At 58.7% G+C, this 18943-nt stretch carries 25 protein-coding genes; 19 read left to right on the forward strand and 6 right to left on the reverse strand.

Annotated elements, in window-relative coordinates; genetic code table 11:
* The first annotated feature begins 207 nt into the window (after window positions 1–207).
* From FQ182_RS03535 to hisC, 10 genes are all read left to right on the forward strand, one after another.
* Window positions 208–1017: an ATP-binding cassette domain-containing protein gene (locus FQ182_RS03535; RefSeq protein WP_149410892.1), complete on the forward strand. Its 810-nt coding sequence runs from the start codon at window positions 208–210 to the stop codon at window positions 1015–1017.
* A complete protein-coding gene (gene mlaE / locus FQ182_RS03540) occupies window positions 1017–1814 on the forward strand; it encodes a lipid asymmetry maintenance ABC transporter permease subunit MlaE (protein WP_149410893.1) in 798 nt (265 codons plus the stop codon). Before FQ182_RS03535 ends, mlaE begins: the two co-directional genes overlap by 1 nt.
* Window positions 1814–2281 carry an outer membrane lipid asymmetry maintenance protein MlaD gene (mlaD, locus tag FQ182_RS03545; protein ID WP_133099866.1) on the forward strand — a complete coding sequence of 156 codons (468 nt, stop codon included), beginning with the start codon at window positions 1814–1816 and terminating at the stop codon, window positions 2279–2281. Before mlaE ends, mlaD begins: the two co-directional genes overlap by 1 nt.
* Window positions 2282–2292: 11 nt before the next feature.
* A complete protein-coding gene (locus FQ182_RS03550; RefSeq protein ID WP_149410894.1) occupies window positions 2293–2949 on the forward strand; it encodes a phospholipid-binding protein MlaC in 657 nt (218 codons plus the stop codon).
* Entirely contained in the window at window positions 2946–3251 is a 306-nt protein-coding gene (locus tag FQ182_RS03555) for a lipid asymmetry maintenance protein MlaB (RefSeq protein WP_149410895.1), read from the forward strand. The genes FQ182_RS03550 and FQ182_RS03555 overlap by 4 nt, the downstream gene beginning before the upstream one ends.
* A 115-nt stretch (window positions 3252–3366) precedes the next feature.
* Window positions 3367–3606, forward strand: a complete 240-nt coding sequence (locus FQ182_RS03560; protein ID WP_133099863.1) for a BolA family protein — start codon at window positions 3367–3369, stop codon at window positions 3604–3606.
* A 22-nt stretch (window positions 3607–3628) separates the two neighbouring features.
* Complete coding sequence (gene murA, locus FQ182_RS03565; RefSeq protein ID WP_149410896.1) at window positions 3629–4894, forward strand: UDP-N-acetylglucosamine 1-carboxyvinyltransferase; 1266 nt, start codon at window positions 3629–3631, stop codon at window positions 4892–4894.
* Between the two features lie 126 nt (window positions 4895–5020).
* Complete coding sequence (hisG, locus tag FQ182_RS03570; RefSeq protein WP_149410897.1) at window positions 5021–5656, forward strand: ATP phosphoribosyltransferase; 636 nt, start codon at window positions 5021–5023, stop codon at window positions 5654–5656.
* Window positions 5657–5784: 128 nt separating this feature from the next.
* Window positions 5785–7110, forward strand: a complete 1326-nt coding sequence (gene hisD, locus FQ182_RS03575) for a histidinol dehydrogenase (RefSeq protein ID WP_149410898.1) — start codon at window positions 5785–5787, stop codon at window positions 7108–7110.
* A gap of 3 nt (window positions 7111–7113) precedes the next feature.
* Window positions 7114–8166 (forward strand): histidinol-phosphate transaminase, encoded by a 1053-nt coding sequence (hisC, locus tag FQ182_RS03580; RefSeq protein WP_149410899.1) that lies wholly within the window; start codon window positions 7114–7116, stop codon window positions 8164–8166.
* Between the two features lie 71 nt (window positions 8167–8237).
* Here hisC and FQ182_RS03585 read toward each other — a convergent pair whose 3' ends face one another.
* Window positions 8238–9512 (reverse strand): uracil-xanthine permease family protein, encoded by a 1275-nt coding sequence (locus tag FQ182_RS03585; RefSeq protein WP_149410900.1) that lies wholly within the window; start codon window positions 9510–9512, stop codon window positions 8238–8240.
* 2 nt (window positions 9513–9514) lie between these two features.
* On the reverse strand, window positions 9515–10153 hold the full coding sequence (gene upp, locus FQ182_RS03590; protein ID WP_133099858.1) for a uracil phosphoribosyltransferase: 639 nt from the start codon (window positions 10151–10153) through the stop codon (window positions 9515–9517).
* Between the two features lie 163 nt (window positions 10154–10316).
* On the opposite strand from upp, the gene FQ182_RS03595 reads away from it, so the two are divergent.
* Genes FQ182_RS03595 through FQ182_RS03610 form a run of 4 tightly spaced genes read left to right on the forward strand, consistent with a single transcriptional unit; the run spans window position 10317 to window position 12207 of the window.
* Complete coding sequence (locus FQ182_RS03595) at window positions 10317–10874, forward strand: hypoxanthine-guanine phosphoribosyltransferase (RefSeq protein WP_149410901.1); 558 nt, start codon at window positions 10317–10319, stop codon at window positions 10872–10874.
* 3 nt (window positions 10875–10877) lie between these two features.
* The gene (locus FQ182_RS03600) at window positions 10878–11345 is read left to right on the forward strand and encodes a WbuC family cupin fold metalloprotein (protein WP_149410902.1); all 468 of its coding nucleotides are present in this window, start codon (window positions 10878–10880) and stop codon (window positions 11343–11345) included.
* A gap of 35 nt (window positions 11346–11380) precedes the next feature.
* Complete coding sequence (locus tag FQ182_RS03605) at window positions 11381–11866, forward strand: hypothetical protein (protein ID WP_149410903.1); 486 nt, start codon at window positions 11381–11383, stop codon at window positions 11864–11866.
* A gap of 53 nt (window positions 11867–11919) precedes the next feature.
* Window positions 11920–12207, forward strand: coding sequence for a PA4642 family protein (locus FQ182_RS03610; protein WP_149410904.1), 288 nt, complete (start codon window positions 11920–11922; stop codon window positions 12205–12207).
* A 68-nt stretch (window positions 12208–12275) separates the two neighbouring features.
* Here the strand turns inward: FQ182_RS03610 and mqo are convergent, their stop codons facing one another.
* The gene (gene mqo, locus FQ182_RS03615; RefSeq protein WP_149410905.1) at window positions 12276–13784 is read right to left on the reverse strand and encodes a malate dehydrogenase (quinone); all 1509 of its coding nucleotides are present in this window, start codon (window positions 13782–13784) and stop codon (window positions 12276–12278) included.
* Window positions 13785–14523: 739 nt separating this feature from the next.
* Window positions 14524–14757 (reverse strand): hypothetical protein, encoded by a 234-nt coding sequence (locus FQ182_RS03620; RefSeq protein WP_149410906.1) that lies wholly within the window; start codon window positions 14755–14757, stop codon window positions 14524–14526.
* A gap of 194 nt (window positions 14758–14951) precedes the next feature.
* On the opposite strand from FQ182_RS03620, the gene FQ182_RS03625 reads away from it, so the two are divergent.
* Window positions 14952–15539 (forward strand): YajG family lipoprotein, encoded by a 588-nt coding sequence (locus FQ182_RS03625; RefSeq protein ID WP_133099851.1) that lies wholly within the window; start codon window positions 14952–14954, stop codon window positions 15537–15539.
* A 57-nt stretch (window positions 15540–15596) separates the two neighbouring features.
* On the opposite strand, the gene FQ182_RS03630 is transcribed toward FQ182_RS03625, so the two are convergent.
* Window positions 15597–15806 carry a hypothetical protein gene (locus FQ182_RS03630; RefSeq protein WP_149410907.1) on the reverse strand — a complete coding sequence of 70 codons (210 nt, stop codon included), beginning with the start codon at window positions 15804–15806 and terminating at the stop codon, window positions 15597–15599.
* Between the two features lie 182 nt (window positions 15807–15988).
* On the opposite strand from FQ182_RS03630, the gene FQ182_RS03635 reads away from it, so the two are divergent.
* Window positions 15989–16246 (forward strand): hypothetical protein, encoded by a 258-nt coding sequence (locus FQ182_RS03635; protein WP_149410908.1) that lies wholly within the window; start codon window positions 15989–15991, stop codon window positions 16244–16246.
* Window positions 16247–16365: 119 nt separating this feature from the next.
* Here the strand turns inward: FQ182_RS03635 and FQ182_RS03640 are convergent, their stop codons facing one another.
* Window positions 16366–17529, reverse strand: coding sequence for a 1-acyl-sn-glycerol-3-phosphate acyltransferase (locus tag FQ182_RS03640; RefSeq protein WP_178114380.1), 1164 nt, complete (start codon window positions 17527–17529; stop codon window positions 16366–16368).
* Between the two features lie 144 nt (window positions 17530–17673).
* On the opposite strand from FQ182_RS03640, the gene FQ182_RS03645 reads away from it, so the two are divergent.
* Genes FQ182_RS03645 through FQ182_RS03655 form a run of 3 tightly spaced genes read left to right on the forward strand, consistent with a single transcriptional unit; the run spans window position 17674 to window position 18805 of the window.
* Window positions 17674–17856, forward strand: coding sequence for a CPXCG motif-containing cysteine-rich protein (locus FQ182_RS03645; RefSeq protein ID WP_149410910.1), 183 nt, complete (start codon window positions 17674–17676; stop codon window positions 17854–17856).
* A 31-nt stretch (window positions 17857–17887) separates the two neighbouring features.
* Window positions 17888–18148 carry a putative signal transducing protein gene (locus FQ182_RS03650; protein ID WP_149410911.1) on the forward strand — a complete coding sequence of 87 codons (261 nt, stop codon included), beginning with the start codon at window positions 17888–17890 and terminating at the stop codon, window positions 18146–18148.
* 36 nt (window positions 18149–18184) lie between these two features.
* On the forward strand, window positions 18185–18805 hold the full coding sequence (locus FQ182_RS03655) for an SOS response-associated peptidase (protein WP_149410912.1): 621 nt from the start codon (window positions 18185–18187) through the stop codon (window positions 18803–18805).
* Window positions 18806–18943: the final 138 nt, after the last annotated feature.

An 18943-nucleotide genomic window follows, 5' to 3' on the forward strand; every position in this document is an offset into this window, starting at 1 on the left:
GTTCCGGCCGGGATGTGTGGCCGCTCTCAAATACGTTTTTTTAGCTGTCCTGTTTCTGAACAAGCTCTGTTCCGGCCTTGGGCGCTCTGTGTCAGCAGTGATATAGTTCGCCGCCAGTTCGGTCCGCACAGCCCATGTGTCTATCTGTCGCAAGCAGTTGTCCCAAACATGGCGTCTGAGTGAGAGGCTGCATTCCAAGGAGTTTAGATGAGTGCCGATAACGCTTACGCGGTCGAGCTGAAGGGCCTTTCCTTCAAGCGCGGTACGCGCAGCATCTTCAATAACGTAGATATTCGCATTCCCCGCGGCAAAGTCACGGGCATCATGGGGCCTTCCGGTTGCGGCAAGACCACCTTGCTGCGCCTGATGGGTATGCAATTACGACCCAGCGCAGGCGAGGTCTGGGTCAATGGCCAGAACCTGCCGACGTTGTCGCGCAGCGATCTGTTCGATGCCCGCAAGCACATGGGCGTGTTGTTTCAGAGCGGCGCGTTATTCACCGACCTGGATGTATTCGAAAACGTCGCGTTCCCGCTGCGGGTGCATACCCAGCTGTCCGATGAAATGATTCGTGACATTGTGTTGCTGAAACTGCAGGCCGTTGGGCTGCGCGGTGCTATCGACCTAATGCCCGACGAGCTCTCCGGCGGTATGAAGCGTCGGGTCGCCCTGGCTCGCGCCATTGCGCTGGACCCGCAGATTCTCATGTACGACGAACCATTCGTCGGCCAGGACCCGATTGCCATGGGTGTGCTGGTACGCCTGATCCGCTTGCTTAACGATGCCCTGGGTATCACCAGCATCGTTGTGTCCCACGATCTGGCCGAAACCGCGAGTATTGCCGACTATCTTTATGTAGTAGGCGATGGCCAGGTGCTGGGGCAGGGCACGCCTGAAGAGCTGATGAACGCTGACAACCCGCGTATTCGCCAATTCATGACCGGCGATCCCGATGGCCCGGTGGCTTTTCATTTTCCGGCAGCGGACTACCGCTCAGATCTTCTGGGGAAGCGCTGATGCGCAAGACATCTTTAACCGAAAAGGTTCGCCTTTTCGGCCGTTCCGGCATCGACATTGTCGAAGTACTCGGCCGTTCGACGATTTTTCTGTTTCACTCCTTGCTCGGTCGCGGCGGTATCGGCGGCAGCTTTGGCCTGTTGATCAAGCAACTGCACTCCGTGGGCGTGATGTCCCTGGTGATCATTGTGGTCTCCGGCATGTTCATCGGCATGGTGCTGGCATTGCAAGGCTTCAGCATTCTTTCCAGCTACGGTTCCGAACAGGCGGTGGGGCAGATGGTTGCCCTGACATTGTTGCGTGAGCTGGGGCCGGTGGTCACTGCGCTGCTGTTTGCCGGTCGCGCCGGTTCTGCGCTGACCGCAGAAATCGGCAACATGAAAGCCACCGAGCAACTGTCCAGCCTGGAAATGATCGGCGTGGACCCCCTCAAATACATTGTTGCCCCGCGCCTGTGGGCTGGCTTCATTTCCCTACCTCTGCTGGCAATGATTTTCAGCGTGGTCGGCATCTGGGGCGGTTCGTGGGTGGCGGTGGACTGGCTGGGAGTCTATGAGGGCTCCTACTGGGCCAACATGCAAAACAGCGTGACCTTCAGCGGTGACGTGCTCAATGGGCTAATCAAGAGCATCGTCTTCGCCTTTGTTGTGACCTGGATCGCCGTATTCCAAGGCTACGACTGTGAGCCCACTTCAGAAGGGATCAGTCGCGCCACCACCAAGACTGTTGTGTACGCCTCGCTGGCGGTACTGGGCCTTGACTTCATTTTGACTGCTTTGATGTTTGGAGATTTCTGATGCAAAACCGCACTGTGGAGATCGGTGTCGGCCTTTTCTTGCTGGCTGGCATCCTGGCTTTACTGCTGCTCGCCCTGCGAGTCAGCGGCCTTTCGGCTAGCCCTGCTGCCGATACCTATAAACTTTACGCCTACTTCGACAATATCGCCGGTTTGACTGTCAGATCTAAAGTGACCATGGCCGGGGTGACCATCGGCAAGGTCACGGCTATCGATCTGGACCGCGACAGCTTCACCGGCCGCGTGACGATGCAACTGGAAAAGCGCGTAGATAATCTACCGACTGACTCCACTGCCTCTATTCTCACGGCGGGTCTGCTGGGCGAAAAGTACATCGGTATCAGCGTGGGCGGGGAAGAAGCCTTGCTCAAGAATGGTTCGACCATTCACGACACACAGTCGTCGCTGGTGCTGGAGGACTTGATCGGTAAATTCCTGCTTAATACGGTTAGTAAAGACGCCAAATGAGGAGTTTGTTCATGATCTCTACCTTGCGACGTGGCCTGTTAGTGCTGCTGGCAGCCTTGCCGTTGATGGCTGGTGCCGCTGTGGCTGCGCCTTCCGCGCACGACATCGTCCTGGACACCACCACCCGTTTGCTGGCAGACCTTGCCACCAACAAAGAAAAGTACAAGCAAAGCCCAAGCGAGTTCTACGACGCCCTCAACGGCATCGTCGGCCCGGTGGTGGACGCCGACGGCATCTCCCGCAGCATCATGACGGTCAAGTACTCGCGCAAGGCCACGCCCGCGCAAATGCAGACCTTCCAGGACAACTTCAAGCGCAGCCTGATGCAGTTCTACGGCAACGCATTGCTGGAATATAACAACCAGGGCATCGTTGTTTCCCCGGCCAAGGATGAGTCCGGTAACCGTACCAGCGTGGACATGCAGGTCAAGGGCAACAACGGTTCGGTCTACCCGGTTTCCTACACTCTTGAGAAGATCAACGGTGAATGGAAAGTGCGCAACGTGATCATCAACGGCATCAACATCGGCAAACTGTTCCGTGACCAGTTCGCGGACGCGATGCAGCGCAATGGCAACGACCTGGACAAAACCATCAATGGTTGGGCCGGTGAAGTGGCCAAGGCCAAGGAAGTGACCGAAAAAGCCTCTGAAGAGAAGGCCCAATGAGCGAGTCGGCTGTCCGTCTCGGCGAGGCCGGCGAGCTGCTCTTGAGCGGCGTACTGGATTACCTCACTGGGCCTGGCCTGCGCAAGCAGGGCCAGGCGCTGATCAATGCCAGCACCGCGTCTGCATTGGTGCTGGATTGCTCGTCAGTGGTGAAGTCCAGCAGCGTTGGTCTGTCGTTGCTGCTGTGCTTCATACGTGATGCCGCCGCGGTCAACAAAGCTGTCAGTATTCGTGCATTGCCCGAAGATATGCGTGAAATTGCTCAGGTTTCGGGTTTGACTGAGCTGTTGGCGCATCCTTAAATACACATTATTAAAGAAGCCCCCCGTCAGAGTCCTGCTATGCGGGGTTCGCAGGCGCGGGGCTTTTTTGTATGATGTCCGACCCGCGCGCACTGGGCGCCGATAGAGGTTGAGCATGCAGGCCGTAGAAGTGAAGAGCTTCCTTGAAGGAAAGCTGCCAGATACGAAGGTGGAAGTTGAAGGCGAAGGCTGCAACTTCCAGCTGAACGTAATTAGCGATGAACTGGCGGCATTGAGCCCGGTCAAGCGTCAGCAGCAGATCTATGCCCATTTGAACCCATGGATCACCGATGGCAGCATCCATGCGGTCACTATGAAATTTTTCAGCCGCGCGGCCTGGGCCGAGCGCACCTGAGCCCCTAGGCGTCGAGATTCTTATGGATAAATTGATTATTACCGGTGGTATTCGTCTTGATGGCGAAATCCGTATCTCCGGGGCAAAAAACTCTGCCTTGCCAATCCTCGCAGCTACGTTGTTGTGCGATGGCCCGGTCACCGTGGCCAACCTGCCGCACCTGCACGACATCACCACCATGATCGAGCTGTTCGGTCGCATGGGCATCGAGCCGGTGATCGACGAAAAGCTGTCGGTCGAAATCGACCCGCGCACCATCAAGACCCTGATCGCCCCGTACGAGCTGGTGAAAACCATGCGCGCCTCGATTCTGGTACTTGGTCCTATGGTTGCCCGTTTCGGCGAAGCCGAAGTGGCCCTGCCTGGCGGTTGCGCCATTGGCTCGCGTCCGGTGGACCTGCACATCCGTGGCCTTGAAGCCATGGGCGCAACCATCGACGTCGAAGGCGGCTACATCAAGGCCAAGGCGCCGGAAGGCGGCCTGCGTGGTGCCAACTTCTTCTTCGATACCGTCAGCGTGACCGGTACCGAGAACATCATGATGGCCGCCGCACTGGCCACTGGCCGCAGCGTGCTGCAAAACGCCGCGCGCGAGCCGGAAGTGGTCGACTTGGCCAACTTCCTGATTGCCATGGGCGCCAACATCACCGGCGCCGGCACCGACACCATCACCATCGAAGGCGTGAAGCGCCTGCACCCGGCCACCTACAAGGTCATGCCGGACCGAATCGAGACCGGTACCTACCTGGTCGCTGCCGCCGTTACCGGTGGTCGCGTCAAGGTCAAGGACACTGATCCGACCATCCTTGAAGCTGTCCTGGAAAAACTCAAGGAAGCGGGCGCTGAAATCACCACCGGCGACGACTGGATTGAGCTGAACATGCACGGCAAGCGGCCCAAGGCCGTCAACGTGCGGACCGCTCCGTACCCGGCGTTCCCGACCGACATGCAGGCGCAGTTCGTTTCCCTGAACGCAATTGCCGAAGGCACCGGTGCGGTTATCGAGACCATCTTCGAAAACCGTTTCATGCACGTGTATGAACTGCACCGCATGGGCGCCAAGATTCAGGTCGAAGGCAACACTGCCATCGTCACCGGTATCGAGAAGCTCAAGGGCGCGCCAGTAATGGCCACCGATCTGCGCGCTTCCGCCAGCCTGGTGATCTCGGCTCTGTGCGCTGAAGGCGACACCCTGATCGATCGCATCTACCACATCGACCGTGGTTACGAGTGCATCGAAGAGAAGCTGCAGATGCTCGGCGCGAAGATCCGCCGCGTACCGGGCTAGTTGCTGCAAGGGCACAGGGAGGTGCCCACGGTTTTGTTTTAAGTCGAGGTCTGTAAAGGCCTCGATCAGTGTCTGGCGCCGCTTGCGACCGGATAGCAATTGCCTGATGAAGGACTGACGTTTCCCATGTTGACCATCGCACTGTCCAAGGGCCGCATCCTTGACGACACTTTGCCGCTTCTGGCTGAAGCGGGCATCGTGCCGACCGAGAATCTGGACAAAAGTCGCAAGTTGATCATTCCCACGACCCAGGCTGACGTACGCCTGCTGATCGTGCGTGCCACTGACGTACCGACCTACGTTGAGCATGGCGCCGCTGATCTCGGCGTGGCCGGTAAAGACGTGCTTATGGAGTACGGTGGCCAGGGCCTGTACGAGCCACTAGACCTGCGCATTGCCTTGTGCAAACTGATGACTGCTGGCCGTGTTGGCGACGTCGAGCCCAAGGGCCGCCTGCGGGTGGCGACCAAGTTCGTCAACGTTGCCAAGCGCTACTACGCCGAACAAGGCCGCCAGGTCGACATCATCAAGCTCTACGGCTCGATGGAACTGGCGCCGCTGATTGGTCTGGCGGACAAGATCATCGATGTGGTCGACACCGGTAATACCCTTCGTGCCAATGGCCTGGAGCCCCAGGACTTCATCGCCGATATCAGCTCCCGGCTGATCGTCAACAAAGCCTCGATGAAAATGCAGCACGCCCGTATCCAGGCGTTGATCGACACCCTGCGCAAGGCAGTGGAGTCTCGACACCGCGGTTGACTCACCCGCGTAGCTGAAAAGCTACGCCCGTCTATCCGCCTCATAGCCAGAATTCTCAGGTGCCCAAGCGGATCGACTGCTAACTTTCGGCGCCTGAGCACTTTTGTCAATCCTATGAGGCCCTCGCTATGACCACGTCCACTGCAATTGCCCGACTCAACGCTGCCGATCCGGATTTCGCCCATCATCTGGATCATCTGCTGAGCTGGGAAAGTGTGTCCGACGAATCGGTCAACCAGCGGGTGCTCGACATCATCAAGGCCGTGCGCGAACGCGGTGATGCGGCGCTGGTGGATTTCACTCGTCAGTTCGATGGTTTGGACGTCGCCTCCATGGCCGACCTGATCCTGCCCCGCGAACGCTTGGAACTGGCCTTGACCCGCATCACCGAACCCCAGCGCGAAGCCCTGGAAGTGGCAGCGGCGCGGGTGCGCAGCTACCACGAAAAACAGAAGCAGGACTCCTGGAGCTACACCGAGGCCGATGGCACGGTGCTGGGCCAGAAGGTCACCCCCCTGGACCGTGCCGGCCTGTACGTACCGGGCGGTAAAGCATCCTATCCATCATCGGTGCTGATGAACGCCATTCCGGCCAAGGTTGCTGGCGTTATCGAAGTGGTCATGGTGGTGCCAACCCCTCGTGGTGAAATCAACGAACTGGTGCTGGCCGCTGCCTGCATCGCCGGCGTTGACCGGGTGTTCACCATCGGCGGCGCCCAAGCGGTCGCAGCGCTGGCGTACGGCACCGAAAGCGTGCCGAAGGTCGACAAGGTGGTCGGCCCCGGCAACATCTATGTCGCCACTGCCAAGCGCCACGTGTTTGGCCAGGTCGGTATCGACATGATCGCCGGCCCTTCGGAAATCCTCGTGGTGTGCGACGGCCAGACTGATCCGGACTGGATCGCCATGGACTTGTTCTCCCAGGCCGAGCACGACGAAGACGCCCAGGCGATCCTGGTCAGCCCCGATGCCGAATTCCTCGACAAGGTCGCCGCCAGCATTGCCAAGTTGCTGCCGACCATGGAACGTGCCGAGATCATCGAAAAATCGATCAATGGCCGTGGTGCTCTGATCCTGGTTCGTGACATGGAGCAGGCCATCGAAGTGGCCAATCGCATCGCCCCGGAACACCTGGAGCTATCCGTAGCCGACCCACAAGCCTGGCTGCCGTTGATTCGTCACGCCGGCGCGATCTTCATGGGTCGCCACACGAGCGAAGCCCTGGGCGACTACTGCGCCGGTCCCAACCACGTGTTGCCGACGTCCGGTACCGCGCGGTTCTCGTCGCCGCTGGGTGTGTATGACTTCCAGAAGCGTTCGTCGATCATCTTCTGTTCGCCCCAAGGCGCCTCTGAACTGGGCAAGACTGCCTCGGTGCTGGCGCGCGGCGAGTCGCTGACGGCCCACGCCCGCAGTGCTGAATACCGCATCGTTGACGACAAGAAAGGGAACTGAGAAATGAGCAAGTTTTGGAGCCCGTTCGTCAAGAACCTGGTGCCCTATGTGCCTGGTGAACAACCGAAGCTGGCCAAGTTGGTTAAGCTCAACACCAATGAAAACCCTTATGGCCCATCGCCCAAGGCGCTGGCGGCCATGCAAGGCGAGTTGAACGACAACCTGCGTTTGTACCCGGACCCCAATGGCGACCTGCTCAAGCAGGCTGTTGCGCAGTATTACGGTGTGCAAACGGCACAGGTGTTCCTGGGTAATGGTTCCGATGAAGTTCTGGCCCATATCTTTCACGGTTTGTTCCTGCACGATCAGCCGCTGCTGTTTCCGGACATCAGCTACAGCTTCTACCCGGTGTACTGCGGCCTCTACGGCATTACCTTCGACGCGGTGCCACTGGATGAACAGTTCCAGATCCGTGCTGCGGACTACGCCAAGCCTAACGGCGGAATCATCTTCCCCAACCCGAACGCGCCCACCGGTTGCGTGATGGCGCTGGACGCTGTGGAGCAGATCCTCAAGGCTAGCCCGGACTCAGTGGTAGTGGTCGATGAAGCCTATATCGACTTTGGCGGCGAAACTGCCATCAGCCTGGTGGACCGTTACCCAAATCTGCTGGTGACCCAGACCCTGTCCAAGTCGCGCTCCCTGGCAGGATTGCGCGTGGGCCTGGCAGTGGGCCATCCGGACCTGATAGAGGCGCTGGAGCGAGTCAAGAACAGCTTCAACTCCTACCCGCTGGATCGCTTGGCGATTGTCGGGGCGGCGGCGGCATTCGAGGATCGAGAGTACTTCGAGAAGACGTGCCGTCTGGTAATCGACAGTCGTGACAAGGTGGTCGGGCAGTTGCAGGCGAAAGGTTTTGAGGTGTTGCCGTCGGCAGCGAACTTCATCTTTGCCCGACACCCACAACACGACGCGGCCGGTTTGGCTGCGAAGTTGCGCGAGCAAGGGGTGATTGTGCGGCACTTCAAGCAGGAGCGGATTGCCCAGTTCCTGCGCATCAGCATCGGTACGCCCGAGCAGAACCAGGCGTTGATCGACGGGCTGGGCGAGCTCTAAGGGATTTAAGAGCGTTATGTGGCGAGGGAGCAAGCTCTCTCGCCACGGGGAGCACAGCCGAAAGTTGTGCCTTACAGCAACGGCTCATCCGGCTTTTTGTTCTTCCAGCCATCATTTCCCGGCAGCAGCAGATTCAACCCCATTGCCACTACCGCACACAGGGCGATGCCCTTGAGGCCGAAGTCGTCCGGGCCAGTCCCAGTGCCGATCAACACGCCACCAATCCCGAACACCAGGGTCACCGAAACAATCACCAGATTGCGCGCTTCCCCCAAGTCGATCTTGTGACGAATCAGGGTGTTCATCCCCACTGCGGCAATCGAGCCGAACAGCAGGCATAGAATCCCGCCCATCACCGGTACCGGGATGCTTTGCAGCAGCGCGCCGAACTTGCCGACAAAAGCCAGGGTGATGGCAAACACCGCCGCCCAGGTCATGATTTTCGGGTTGTAGTTCTTGGTCAGCATCACTGCGCCCGTTACTTCGGCGTAGGTGGTGTTGGGCGGGCCGCCGAGCATGCCGGCAGCGGTGGTGGCGATACCGTCGCCCAGCAGCGTGCGATGCAGGCCGGGTTTTTTCAGGTAGTCGCGACCGGTAACGCTGCCCACGGCAATCACGCCGCCGATGTGCTCAATGGCAGGCGCCAACGCCACGGGGACGATAAATAGAATCGCCTGCCAATTGAACTCTGGCGCCGTGAAGTGGGGCAGGGCGAACCAGGGTGCGGCGGCAATCTTGGCCGTGTCGACCACGCCAAAGTAGAACGCCATGGCAAAACCCACCAGCACGCCGGAGATGATCGGCACCAGGCGGAAAATGCCTTTGCCAAAGACCGCCACGATCAACGTGGTCAGCAGCGCCGGCATCGAGATCAGCATCGCCGTCTGGTAATGAATCAGCTCGGCACCATCACTGCCTTTACCCATCGCCATGTTCGCGGCAATCGGCGCCATGGCCAGTCCGATGGAAATGATCACCGGGCCGATCACCACCGGCGGCAGCAGACGGTCGATGAAACCGGTGCCCTTGATCTTCACCGCAGCGCCCAGGAAGGTATAAACGAAGCCGGCGGCCATCACCCCGCCCATGGTTGCCGCTAGGCCGAACTGCTCCTTGGCGAGAATGATCGGGGTGATAAAGGCAAAGCTCGACGCCAGGAACACCGGCACTTGCCGTCCTGTGACTACCTGGAACAGCAACGTGCCCAGGCCTGCGGTAAACAGCGCAACGTTTGGATCAAGACCTGTGATCAGAGGCATCAACACCAGCGCACCAAATGCCACGAAGAGCATCTGTGCGCCAGACAGGATCTGGCGCCAAAGCGGGTCGTTGAATTCATCCTGCATGATCACGCGTCCTTCTGCTTGGTACCGAAGATCTTGTCGCCGGCATCGCCCAGGCCCGGAATGATGTAGCCGTGCTCGTTCAAGCGCTCATCGATGGAGGCGGTGTAGATCACCACGTCCGGGTGCGCTTTCTCGACGGCGGCGATGCCTTCGGGAGCAGCAACCAGCACCATGGCGCGGATGTCTTTGCAGCCGGCTTTCTTCAGCAGGTTGATGGTGGCAACCATGGAACTGCCGGTGGCGAGCATCGGGTCGATGATCATCGCCAGGCGTTCGTCGATTTCCGGTACCAGTTTTTCCAGGTAGGTGTGGGCCTGCAGGGTTTCTTCATTGCGGGCCACGCCTACGGCGCTGACCTTGGCGCCCGGGATCAGGCTCAGCACGCCTTCAAGCATGCCGATGCCGGCGCGCAGGATCGGGACCACGGTAATTTTCTTGCCGGCGATCTTCTCGACCTGGACGGGACCGCACCAACCGTCAACCTCGTAGGTTTCCAGGGGCAAATCTTTAGTCGCTTCGTAGGTGAGCAACGCTCCGACTTCCTGAGCAAGCTCACGGAAGTTCTTCGTGCTAATGTCGGCGCGGCGCATAAGGCCAAGTTTGTGTCGGATCAGCGGATGGCGGATCTCACGGATGGGCATGGGGAAGGGCTCCGGCGGCGGGCAAAAAAACCGGATTAGATTAATCTATCTGAGGGTGTTGTCCTATAGACATCTGGCACATTAGTCCATAAAGGCTTGAACGTTGCGTCCCAGAAGCGTACCTTCGCCCGCTTTTCTTGCCACAGTACCCTTGGAGAGCGCCATGTCCGCTGATCTCGAGCATATCCGTCAAATCATGCGAGAGGCTGACTGCCTGTACACCGAGTCGCAAGTCGAAGAGGCGATCGCCAAGGTCGGCGAAAAGATCACTCGGGAAATGGCCGACACCAACCCGGTGGTGTTCTGTGTAATGAACGGCGGTCTGATTTTCGCCGGAAAATTGCTCACTCATCTGAAGTTTCCCCTGGAAGCGTCCTACCTGCACGCCACCCGCTATCGCAATGAAACCACTGGTGGCGACCTGTTCTGGAAGGCCAAGCCGGAAGTCTCGCTGGTCGACCGCGATGTGCTGATCGTTGACGATATCCTTGATGAAGGCCACACCCTGGGCGCGATCATCGACTTCTGCAAGCACGCTGGCGCCCGCGCTGTACACACCGCCGTACTGATCGACAAGGACCACGACCGCAAGGCTCGTCCAGACCTGAAAGCCGATTACATGGGCCTGCCGTGCATCGACCGTTACCTCTTCGGTTACGGCATGGACTACAAGGGTTACTGGCGCAATGCTGCGGGCATCTACGCCGTCAAGGGGATGTAATCGATGGTCAGCTTTCTCGATCAATCACTGTTTGCCGAGTTGGCCGAGAAAGCATCCGCCAGCCCCCGTGGCCGTCACCATCACAACTTCCACCAGATGGACGAGCCGTGCCACCGCATGGCGGTGGGCATGCAGCCAAGCACCTACGTGCCACCGCATCGTCACTTGAGTGCCGACAAGGCGGAAACCCTGTTGGTGCTCAAGGGCTGCCTGGGTTTGTTGATTTTCAGCGAGACCGGCGAGGTGCTGGCCAAGCGTGTCATGCAGGCCGGTGGCGAGTGCCAGGGCGTCGATTTGCCGCCGGGGGTGTTCCATGGGCTAGTGGTGCTGGAGCCTGACTCGCTGATGTTCGAATGCAAGGCCGGGCCTTATCGGCCGGTGGGCGAAGGCGAGCTGGCGACCTGGGCACCCCGTGAAGGCGATCCCGAGGTGCCTGCCTATCAGCGCTGGATGCTTGCCCAGTTCGATTGAGCTACAGTGCTGGGCCATCTTCCACGGAGCGGCCCATGAGCCTTTTGATCCGCAGTTGCGCCATCCTGGCGCTGATCGTCAGCCTGCCTCTGGCCGCGGCTCCAGCGCCGATGCACAGCCAATTTCTGCCACCTGATGACCTGACGCTGCGCGGCGAGAGTCCCGAGCAGCAGCAACTGCTGCAAGTTACCGAGTATTCGGTGGTGGTGGGCAACCAGCGTCAATCCAATCAGCAGCCGATTCCGGTGACATCACCGTTGTTGGTACGCCTCAAGGGCAAATCCCTGAACAAGGGTGCGAGCATCAGCCAGGTGATCCTTAACTTTGACGGCGAAAGCAAGAGCCTGAAAAAACCGGCCTTCGACGGTAAAAGCAAAACTCTGACCCTGTATTACCCATTGGCTCAGTACCGGGTGATCATCGACTTGCTGCGTAATGAAACCCTGTATGTGCAGTTTTTAAGCTATGCCAACGGCCATATCTGGGCGGATTTGCACACCGGGGCGGTGCGCTCAAGGTAAGAGCGCAGGTAAACTGCTCACCCCGTGTAAATGTCTGCAAGCTGGAGTCAGCAATGCGTAAAGATAAGAAGCAATTGATTGGTGATGAAATCGGCGATGAGCAGATCAAGCTGTTCCTGGATTTTGAACCGGTCGATGCCACTTCGCCTTCCCACCACAAACTGATCAAAGCCTACCGTGGCCTGCGCATCGACGACTTCGAGCGGTTCCTGGTTTTTTTCAAAGAGGCGAGCCTGGACCTGGACGGTAAGGATGAGCACGGCTTGACCTTCGTTGAAGTGATCAAGGACCAGCGCAACGCTGCCGAGTACATGGAACTGATCGACAAAGCTCGCGGCTGATTTTGCCTGGCGAAAAAAAAACGCCCCGTTCTCACTATGGAGAACGGGGCGTTTTTTATGAGCGGGCTTTAAGCGTAGCTTTCGGTCTCGCTGCTTTGCTCAACCAGTTCCAGGCTGATGTTGTTCTGCGCGTTGATCTTGCGATACAGCGCAGCATCGGTTTCCAGGATTTTCTCCCGGGCCGGGAAGATTTCCGAAAGCTTGGTGGCCCACTCACCGGACGCCTTGTCCGGGAAGCAGCGTTCGATCAGGTCGAGCATGATCGAAACGGTGACCGACGCGCCTGGAGAAGCGCCCAGCAGTGCCGCCAGTGAGCCATCCTTGGCCGCTACCAACTCGGTGCCAAATTGCAGCACGCCGCCTTTTTTCGGGTCTTTCTTGATGATCTGTACCCGTTGGCCGGCCACTTCCAGGCGCCAGTCTTCGGCTTTCGCCTCAGGGTAGAAGCGGCGCAGGGATTCCAGGCGCTGTTCCATGGATTGCATGACTTCGCTGACCAGGTACTTGGTCAGGTCCATGTTGTCCCGGGCCACGGCCAGCATCGGACCGATGTTGCCGGCGCGAACCGACATTGGCAGGTCGAGGAAGGAGCCGTGCTTGAGGAACTTGGTGGTGAAACCGGCGTATGGCCCGAACAGCAGGGATTTCTTGCCGTCGACCACGCGGGTGTCCAGGTGCGGCACCGACATCGGTGGCGAACCCACTGCCGCCTGGCTGTAGACTTTGGCCTGGTGGTGCTTGACCACTTCCGGGTTGTCGCAACGCAGCCACTGACCACTGACCGGAAAGCCACCGAAGCCTTTGCTTTCTTCGATGCCCGAGGCTTGCAACAGCGGCAGTGCCGCGCCACCGGCACCAAGGAATACGAACTTGGCGTCGACGTCACGGGAGTTGCCGCTGTTGACGTCCTTGATGCTCACGGTCCAGCCGGCGCTGTTGCGCTTGAGGCCGGTAACACGCTTGCTGTACTTGACCTGGGCATCGGCCGAGCTGGTCAGGTGCGCCAGCAACTGATTGGTCAGGGCGCCAAAGTTGACGTCGGTGCCGTTCAGTACGCGGGTAGCAGCGATTTTTTCGTCAAGCGGGCGGCCGGGCATCATCAGCGGCATCCATTCGGCCATCTGCGCACGGTCTTCGGTGTAATGCATGTCCGCGAAGGCGTGGTGCTGGCTGAGGGTTTCAAAGCGCTTCTTGAGGAACGACACGCCTTTTTCGCCCTGCACGAAACTCAGGTGCGGAACTGCACTGATAAAGGACTTGGACGAGCCAAAGGTGCCTTTTTTGGTCAGGTACGCCCAGAACTGCTTCGACACCTCGAACTGGGTGTTGATATGCACGGCCTTCTTGATGTCGATCGAACCGTCTTGAGCCTGGGGTGTGTAGTTCAACTCACACAGCCCGGCGTGACCGGTCCCGGCGTTGTTCCACGGGTTGGAACTTTCCGCGGCACCCGAATCCATCAGCTCAACGACTTCCAGCTTGAGGCCGGGGTCGAGCTCTTTGAGTAGTACGGCGAGGGTGGCACTCATGATGCCTGCCCCTACCAGTACTACGTCGACTGCTTCGTTATGCGCCATTTAACGCGTCTCCAAAATCTGCAGCACAAAATTGACGGCATGGCTGCCAGGAGTGACGGGGCGGTTCATATGATGCCCCAGGTTACCCATGGTCAGGATCGCCATGTCCGCTTCGCAATTTTTCGCATCTCTTTACAACATCGGCGCACACTGCCTATCGGGCCTTATCTGCATATGAACGCATTTAAGGGCGCCTGTGGCAATTCGACTTATGGTCAAGTACGTCCGATCGTGCAACCAAATCCGTAGCGGACAGGCTTCAAGCTCCAGTTCTTGAGGAGTACTCGGTCCTGTGTGGTTGGGCAGTGCCAGACGCTGATGGTGCTTGTACAAACGCAAAACTATTCATTTGCTCGCCACACTCTTGTGAAGTTGTGAAAACCCGTTTTTTTCACGCTCTTTTGAAGACGTGAACCTCAAAAAAGGGCTGCCCCAGTCTGGCACCTGGCCCGAAATCACTGCCGACAAGCGGCATAACGGGCAAACAACTCAAGTGGCCGAGCGCAATGGCAGCTCTGGCAGATTGGGTAAAGGAGGTGGTTTTGCAGAAAAACAGCAAGCACGCCAGCTTCACTTAATCTGTGTGGGCGGCTCTCTGTGGGCGGTGCGGGGGAGCTAATACAGGAGCATTAGCGATGCTGCGAGGCCCGATCAGGAGACGTCCTTATAATCGGGGGGAGATTGTAGCGAAGAAGTGCGGGTAAATGGTCGTGTTTTATGACTTTTATTAGCCGTTCGGTCAGGCGGTCAACGGCTGGCGCTGCAATGACCTTGAAATACGTGGGCTCAAACGTGCTCGTGCGGGCAAGGGGTGATGCATCCAGCTCAAGCGAATTTCTTCGACTTCGACCCAGCCATTGCCCACGGGGGGCAGGCTGCACTGCTTGAAAGCCTGGCAGCGGCCTTGTTGATCGAGCAGGGCAAAGTGCCGGTGAGCGGGTTTGCGCATGAACAACGACCAGAAAAAGTGCATGGCGATCAACCTCCTGTGAGTTGAGGCCAAGGTTGCCTGCAAGGCATGACGCCAGCGTGTAACCGCTGTGACATATCAGTGACACCGAACCGCTACAAGCCCGTCGGGTCTGAGTTGTAACTGGTGCTAGTTCAAGGACATGGCGCACCGCTATACTGCCGGCCTGTCGGTACCTGATTTCTGGAGAGAAACGCATGTTGCAACGCCTGTTGTTCGGTTTGATCACTGTGACCAGTTTGACCCTGGTTGGCTGCGCCCACAGCCCGCAACAACTGAGCCCGCAGCCGAAAATCACCAGCCAGCTGGCAGCTGTCGGCCATGGCCAGCCGGTGTCGGTGCGTGTGGTCGATGGTCGTCCGTCGCCTACCCTGGGCACTCGTGGTGGCCTGTACCCGGAAACCAGCGCCATTACGGTGACCGGTGCTGATGTGCTGCCCAAGCTGCAAGCCCAGGCTGAAGCGGCGGTACGCCTGCTGGGTTTCACCCCTACCAGCAATTCCCCGGGCGCGCCGCAATTGACCGTGACTTTGGCTGAGCTGAAATACCAGTCGCCTAAAGAGGGGCTGTATGTGACCGAAGCCACCATCGCCGCGACCTTCCGCTCCGACGTGTCCGCCGGCAGCCGTCGTTATAGCGGCCGTTATGGCGCTTCCCTGGATCAGCGCTTCGGCATGGCGCCGAATCAGGACACCAACACCAAGCTGGTCAGCGACGTGTTGAGCGATGCCCTGACGCGCCTGTTCAAGGACCCGAGCATCGGGCAGATCCTCAGCTCGCAGTAATTGCTTCAAAAAAAACCGGGCTCAGTGATGAGCCCGGTTTTTTATTGCCTGTAACTGTCACGCAGCTGTTTCGACGTAAAAGTCGAGCACACTCACCCCGGTCAGCAAATCCAGCTCCGGCAGGTCGGCATGCTGATGCCCGCCGAGGGCGCAATACACCAGCCAGTGGCGGTCCTGCACATTGAACGCCAGGCCGTCGACCAGCGCCTCTTGCTCGTCGTTTTGAGGCATCAGATACAGCCGATCCTGGTTTTGCGCGTGCAACATGACAAGCTCCCGGGCGTTCGAAGGGCAACAGCGTGGCTTGTTAAGGTGACGTTCAGGTGACGGTGTAAATTACTCGATACATTAGCCGTCAATGGAGGAGGGAGTTGGCAGGCGCAGGCTGCGCATATCGTTCAGGTTTGTATCTGAATGGATACCAATACACTGTTACACCGAGGTTTGTGATGGTGCTGCCTGCAATACTGATCAATGCGTTTGCCCTGTTGCTGGCTTGCCCCGGTGCATGTCTGCTGTTCATCACCCGTCTGCGAGAGCAACGAGCGATGGCCAATCTCGCCGCGCAGAGCGAGGAGCGGGCTATCGACCAGCCGATGCTGTTTTTGGACGTGAGGACCGAGCGTGTCCACCGTCTTTCCTACCGGCTCGGTTTTGCCGGCCTTGGGCTTGCGCTGCTGGTTTCTTGGTTCAGCACCCGCCTGTAGAAGCCGGCGTACTCGCGAAGAACCTGAGGGCACCGCGCTAAACCAGGAAACCCTCGTTATCGTTAACGACTTTCGCGAGTAAGAACTAGGCGTCCCCTCGCTCCTACAGTGGGTCGGGTTTACAGGGGGATGCCGGCTTTGACTCGGTATTGATTACGTACCGGTGTCGCGTACTGCAGCACCAGATACGGCCGATGCTCGCTTGGGCACGCATTCAATCGACGCTCCCACTCCGCTTTCGCCTTGGCCAGTTCATCTGTCGGGAACATCTCGGCAGCTGCCGGTACCTGTAATAGCGGGTCGGTATCGCACCACTGGGCATACGCCAGGTAATGCACCGGAAACAACCGATAACCGCCCAGAATCTGCCGATCCATCTCGATAGCCAGCAGTTTGGTGTCTTCGAAGCGTTCGGTGATCGGCGAGGCGAAGTTGACGTGGACCCGGCCCTTGTAGCCGGTAATGCCCAAGGCGATGCTCCCATCGTCCTCGCCCATCGCCTTGCTGTAGGTGCCGGTGGTGGCGCGGATGTACAGTTCGCGGGCCTTGGCCGAATCGCACGGGTCGTATTCGTAGCTGATGGACACCGGCGTCAGGTTCAGCGACTGAATGACCTCGGCGAACGGCTCGTCCTTGCGGCTCATGTGGAACATCTTGAGGATCGCTGACTCGGTGCGATCATCCCCGTCCTTGGCGCGACCTTCGGCCTGGGCGATCCAAATCGACTCGCAGTCGTTGCGGATCGAGTGGTTGATATAGGCCGACAGCAACTGATACGCCGCCATCTTCTCGCGCCGCCCAGCGATTGAACGGTGCACGATAAAGCTCTTGTTCAGGCGCATCAGGTCGCTGACAAACGGCTTTTGCAGCAGGTTGTCGCCAATGGCAATGCGCGGCGTCGGCAGGCCGGCGTGGTATATCGCGTAGTTGACGAAGGCCGGGTCCATCACGATATCGCGATGGTTGGCCAAAAACAGGTAGGCGCTGCCAGACTTGAACTGCTCGACACCGGTATAGGTCACGCCGTCGGTCGCGCGATCTATAGTGTGGTCGACGTAGAGTTCGACTTTGTCCTGCAGTGTGGCGACGGTGGTCACGCTGGCGAACTCACGGCGCAGTTTGTAAGCGATTATCGGCTTGAGCAGCCAGCCAAAGGCGCCGGCAAAGCGCGGGAAGCGAAAGTGGGTCAGGATGTCCAGAAAGGCCTTGTCACTGAACAGCCGTGCCAGCACTGCCGGGACTTCGCTGTCGTTGTAAGGTCGGATGGTATCGAATTCGCCCATCATGCTCTCTTGTTAGAAACGGCTAGGGTAAGTAAAAGGTTTGGATCGATAAGTGACAGGGCGCGGTCTGAACAATGGGATCAAACGACAATAGCCCTGCAAATAGACCGGCGATTATACGCACAAGTCACTTGGGAGACCGCGATGCTGGAAACTGAAGTCTACGATTGTCCTTATTGTGGTGAAGCGGTCGAGGCGATACTGGATTTGTCCGGTGGCGATCAGACCTATATTGAAGACTGTCCGGTGTGCTGCCGGCCCATTACTTTCGTACTGCAGATCCACGATGGTGAATGGATGCTCGAAGTGCGCAGCGAAAACGAATAATGCGTCGCGAGAAGGAATAAAAAGGTACGCCATGCAGCGAATCTACGAACCGGAAAACCTGATGGAAGGCGAATTGCTCCAGGGCATGCTCGCCAGTGAAGGCATCAAGGCCCACCTGGTGGGGCGTGACTTGCTGGGCGGCACCGGCGAGTTGCCGATCTATGGCCTGCTGGCCCTGGCAGTGGAGGACGAACAGGCCGCTTACGCCCGGGAGTTGATCACCGCCTACAACGGCGCGCTGCCGATGCCCGGCGATGAACCCGACAGCTTCCCCGACGTGCTGGTCTGTTAGGCTGTTGGCCGGTTTACCCAAGAGTCGTGTTGCCCCATGTGTGGACGTTATGCCCTGTTTCGCTGGAACCCTGCCTTTGCTGCCTTGCCGGGCTTCCCGGCCGATCAAAAGGCCCAGTGGAACATTTCCCCCAATGATTCGGTGCTGATCCAGCGCGCGACCAACGGTCAACACGAGCTGGCGCGGGCGCGCTGGGGCCTGACTCCGCCGTGGCTGACCGACTTGTCCCGCACGCCGGCCCATGCCCGCGCGGAAACCCTGGCGGAGCAGCCAATGTTTCGCGAGGCCTTTCGCCAGCGTCGCTGCCTGTTGCCGGCCAATGGTTTCTACGAATGGCGTGGTACCCAGCGTAAACGACCGTACTGGCTGACGCCGGGAGAGGGTTCGACGCTGTTTTTCGCCGCTATCTGGGAAGCTTATCCGGTGCAGGAGCAGGTGTGGCTGAGCGCGGCGGTGGTGACGCAGGCGGCGTCGAATCAGCGTCGGCCGTTGATTCTCGATGCGGCGGGGCAAGAAGCGTGGCTAAACCCCGAGACCCCGCTGCACGTTTTGCAGGCTTTACTGGCCAGCGAACCCGCTGCGCTGCGCGAGCGGGTACTGGCCAATATGGTGAATGATCCCAAGCTTAATGGGCCGGAGTGTCTGACGCCGGGTTGATCCTGGATTTTTGTGGTGCAAGCACCCGCTTCATCGCAGGCGCTCGACGGCTGCTATGGGAAATAGCAGGGCTACACGATGTGTAGATACCTGTGCTGTCATGGGGCTGGCCGGTTATGAGTTTTTTGCGACGTTGTG

The sequence above is a fragment of the Pseudomonas sp. ANT_H4 genome, from assembly GCF_008369295.1.
Lineage (GTDB): Bacteria > Pseudomonadota > Gammaproteobacteria > Pseudomonadales > Pseudomonadaceae > Aquipseudomonas.

What these genes read in the sequence shown, in the direction of transcription:
- FQ182_RS03535 (WP_149410892.1), top strand. Translation starts at nt 208, where the DNA reads ATGAGTGCCGATAACGCTTACGCGGTCGAGCTGAAGGGCCTTTCCTTC.
- mlaE (WP_149410893.1), top strand. Translation starts at nt 1,017, where the DNA reads ATGCGCAAGACATCTTTAACCGAAAAGGTTCGCCTTTTCGGCCGTTCC.
- mlaD (WP_133099866.1), top strand. Translation starts at nt 1,814, where the DNA reads ATGCAAAACCGCACTGTGGAGATCGGTGTCGGCCTTTTCTTGCTGGCT.
- FQ182_RS03550 (WP_149410894.1), top strand. Translation starts at nt 2,293, where the DNA reads ATGATCTCTACCTTGCGACGTGGCCTGTTAGTGCTGCTGGCAGCCTTG.
- FQ182_RS03555 (WP_149410895.1), top strand. Translation starts at nt 2,946, where the DNA reads ATGAGCGAGTCGGCTGTCCGTCTCGGCGAGGCCGGCGAGCTGCTCTTG.
- FQ182_RS03560 (WP_133099863.1), top strand. Translation starts at nt 3,367, where the DNA reads ATGCAGGCCGTAGAAGTGAAGAGCTTCCTTGAAGGAAAGCTGCCAGAT.
- murA (WP_149410896.1), top strand. Translation starts at nt 3,629, where the DNA reads ATGGATAAATTGATTATTACCGGTGGTATTCGTCTTGATGGCGAAATC.
- hisG (WP_149410897.1), top strand. Translation starts at nt 5,021, where the DNA reads ATGTTGACCATCGCACTGTCCAAGGGCCGCATCCTTGACGACACTTTG.
- hisD (WP_149410898.1), top strand. Translation starts at nt 5,785, where the DNA reads ATGACCACGTCCACTGCAATTGCCCGACTCAACGCTGCCGATCCGGAT.
- hisC (WP_149410899.1), top strand. Translation starts at nt 7,114, where the DNA reads ATGAGCAAGTTTTGGAGCCCGTTCGTCAAGAACCTGGTGCCCTATGTG.
- FQ182_RS03585 (WP_149410900.1), bottom strand. Translation starts at nt 9,512, where the DNA reads ATGCAGGATGAATTCAACGACCCGCTTTGGCGCCAGATCCTGTCTGGC.
- upp (WP_133099858.1), bottom strand. Translation starts at nt 10,153, where the DNA reads ATGCCCATCCGTGAGATCCGCCATCCGCTGATCCGACACAAACTTGGC.
- FQ182_RS03595 (WP_149410901.1), top strand. Translation starts at nt 10,317, where the DNA reads ATGTCCGCTGATCTCGAGCATATCCGTCAAATCATGCGAGAGGCTGAC.
- FQ182_RS03600 (WP_149410902.1), top strand. Translation starts at nt 10,878, where the DNA reads ATGGTCAGCTTTCTCGATCAATCACTGTTTGCCGAGTTGGCCGAGAAA.
- FQ182_RS03605 (WP_149410903.1), top strand. Translation starts at nt 11,381, where the DNA reads ATGAGCCTTTTGATCCGCAGTTGCGCCATCCTGGCGCTGATCGTCAGC.
- FQ182_RS03610 (WP_149410904.1), top strand. Translation starts at nt 11,920, where the DNA reads ATGCGTAAAGATAAGAAGCAATTGATTGGTGATGAAATCGGCGATGAG.
- mqo (WP_149410905.1), bottom strand. Translation starts at nt 13,784, where the DNA reads ATGGCGCATAACGAAGCAGTCGACGTAGTACTGGTAGGGGCAGGCATC.
- FQ182_RS03620 (WP_149410906.1), bottom strand. Translation starts at nt 14,757, where the DNA reads ATGCACTTTTTCTGGTCGTTGTTCATGCGCAAACCCGCTCACCGGCAC.
- FQ182_RS03625 (WP_133099851.1), top strand. Translation starts at nt 14,952, where the DNA reads ATGTTGCAACGCCTGTTGTTCGGTTTGATCACTGTGACCAGTTTGACC.
- FQ182_RS03630 (WP_149410907.1), bottom strand. Translation starts at nt 15,806, where the DNA reads ATGTTGCACGCGCAAAACCAGGATCGGCTGTATCTGATGCCTCAAAAC.
- FQ182_RS03635 (WP_149410908.1), top strand. Translation starts at nt 15,989, where the DNA reads ATGGTGCTGCCTGCAATACTGATCAATGCGTTTGCCCTGTTGCTGGCT.
- FQ182_RS03640 (WP_178114380.1), bottom strand. Translation starts at nt 17,529, where the DNA reads ATGGGCGAATTCGATACCATCCGACCTTACAACGACAGCGAAGTCCCG.
- FQ182_RS03645 (WP_149410910.1), top strand. Translation starts at nt 17,674, where the DNA reads ATGCTGGAAACTGAAGTCTACGATTGTCCTTATTGTGGTGAAGCGGTC.
- FQ182_RS03650 (WP_149410911.1), top strand. Translation starts at nt 17,888, where the DNA reads ATGCAGCGAATCTACGAACCGGAAAACCTGATGGAAGGCGAATTGCTC.
- FQ182_RS03655 (WP_149410912.1), top strand. Translation starts at nt 18,185, where the DNA reads ATGTGTGGACGTTATGCCCTGTTTCGCTGGAACCCTGCCTTTGCTGCC.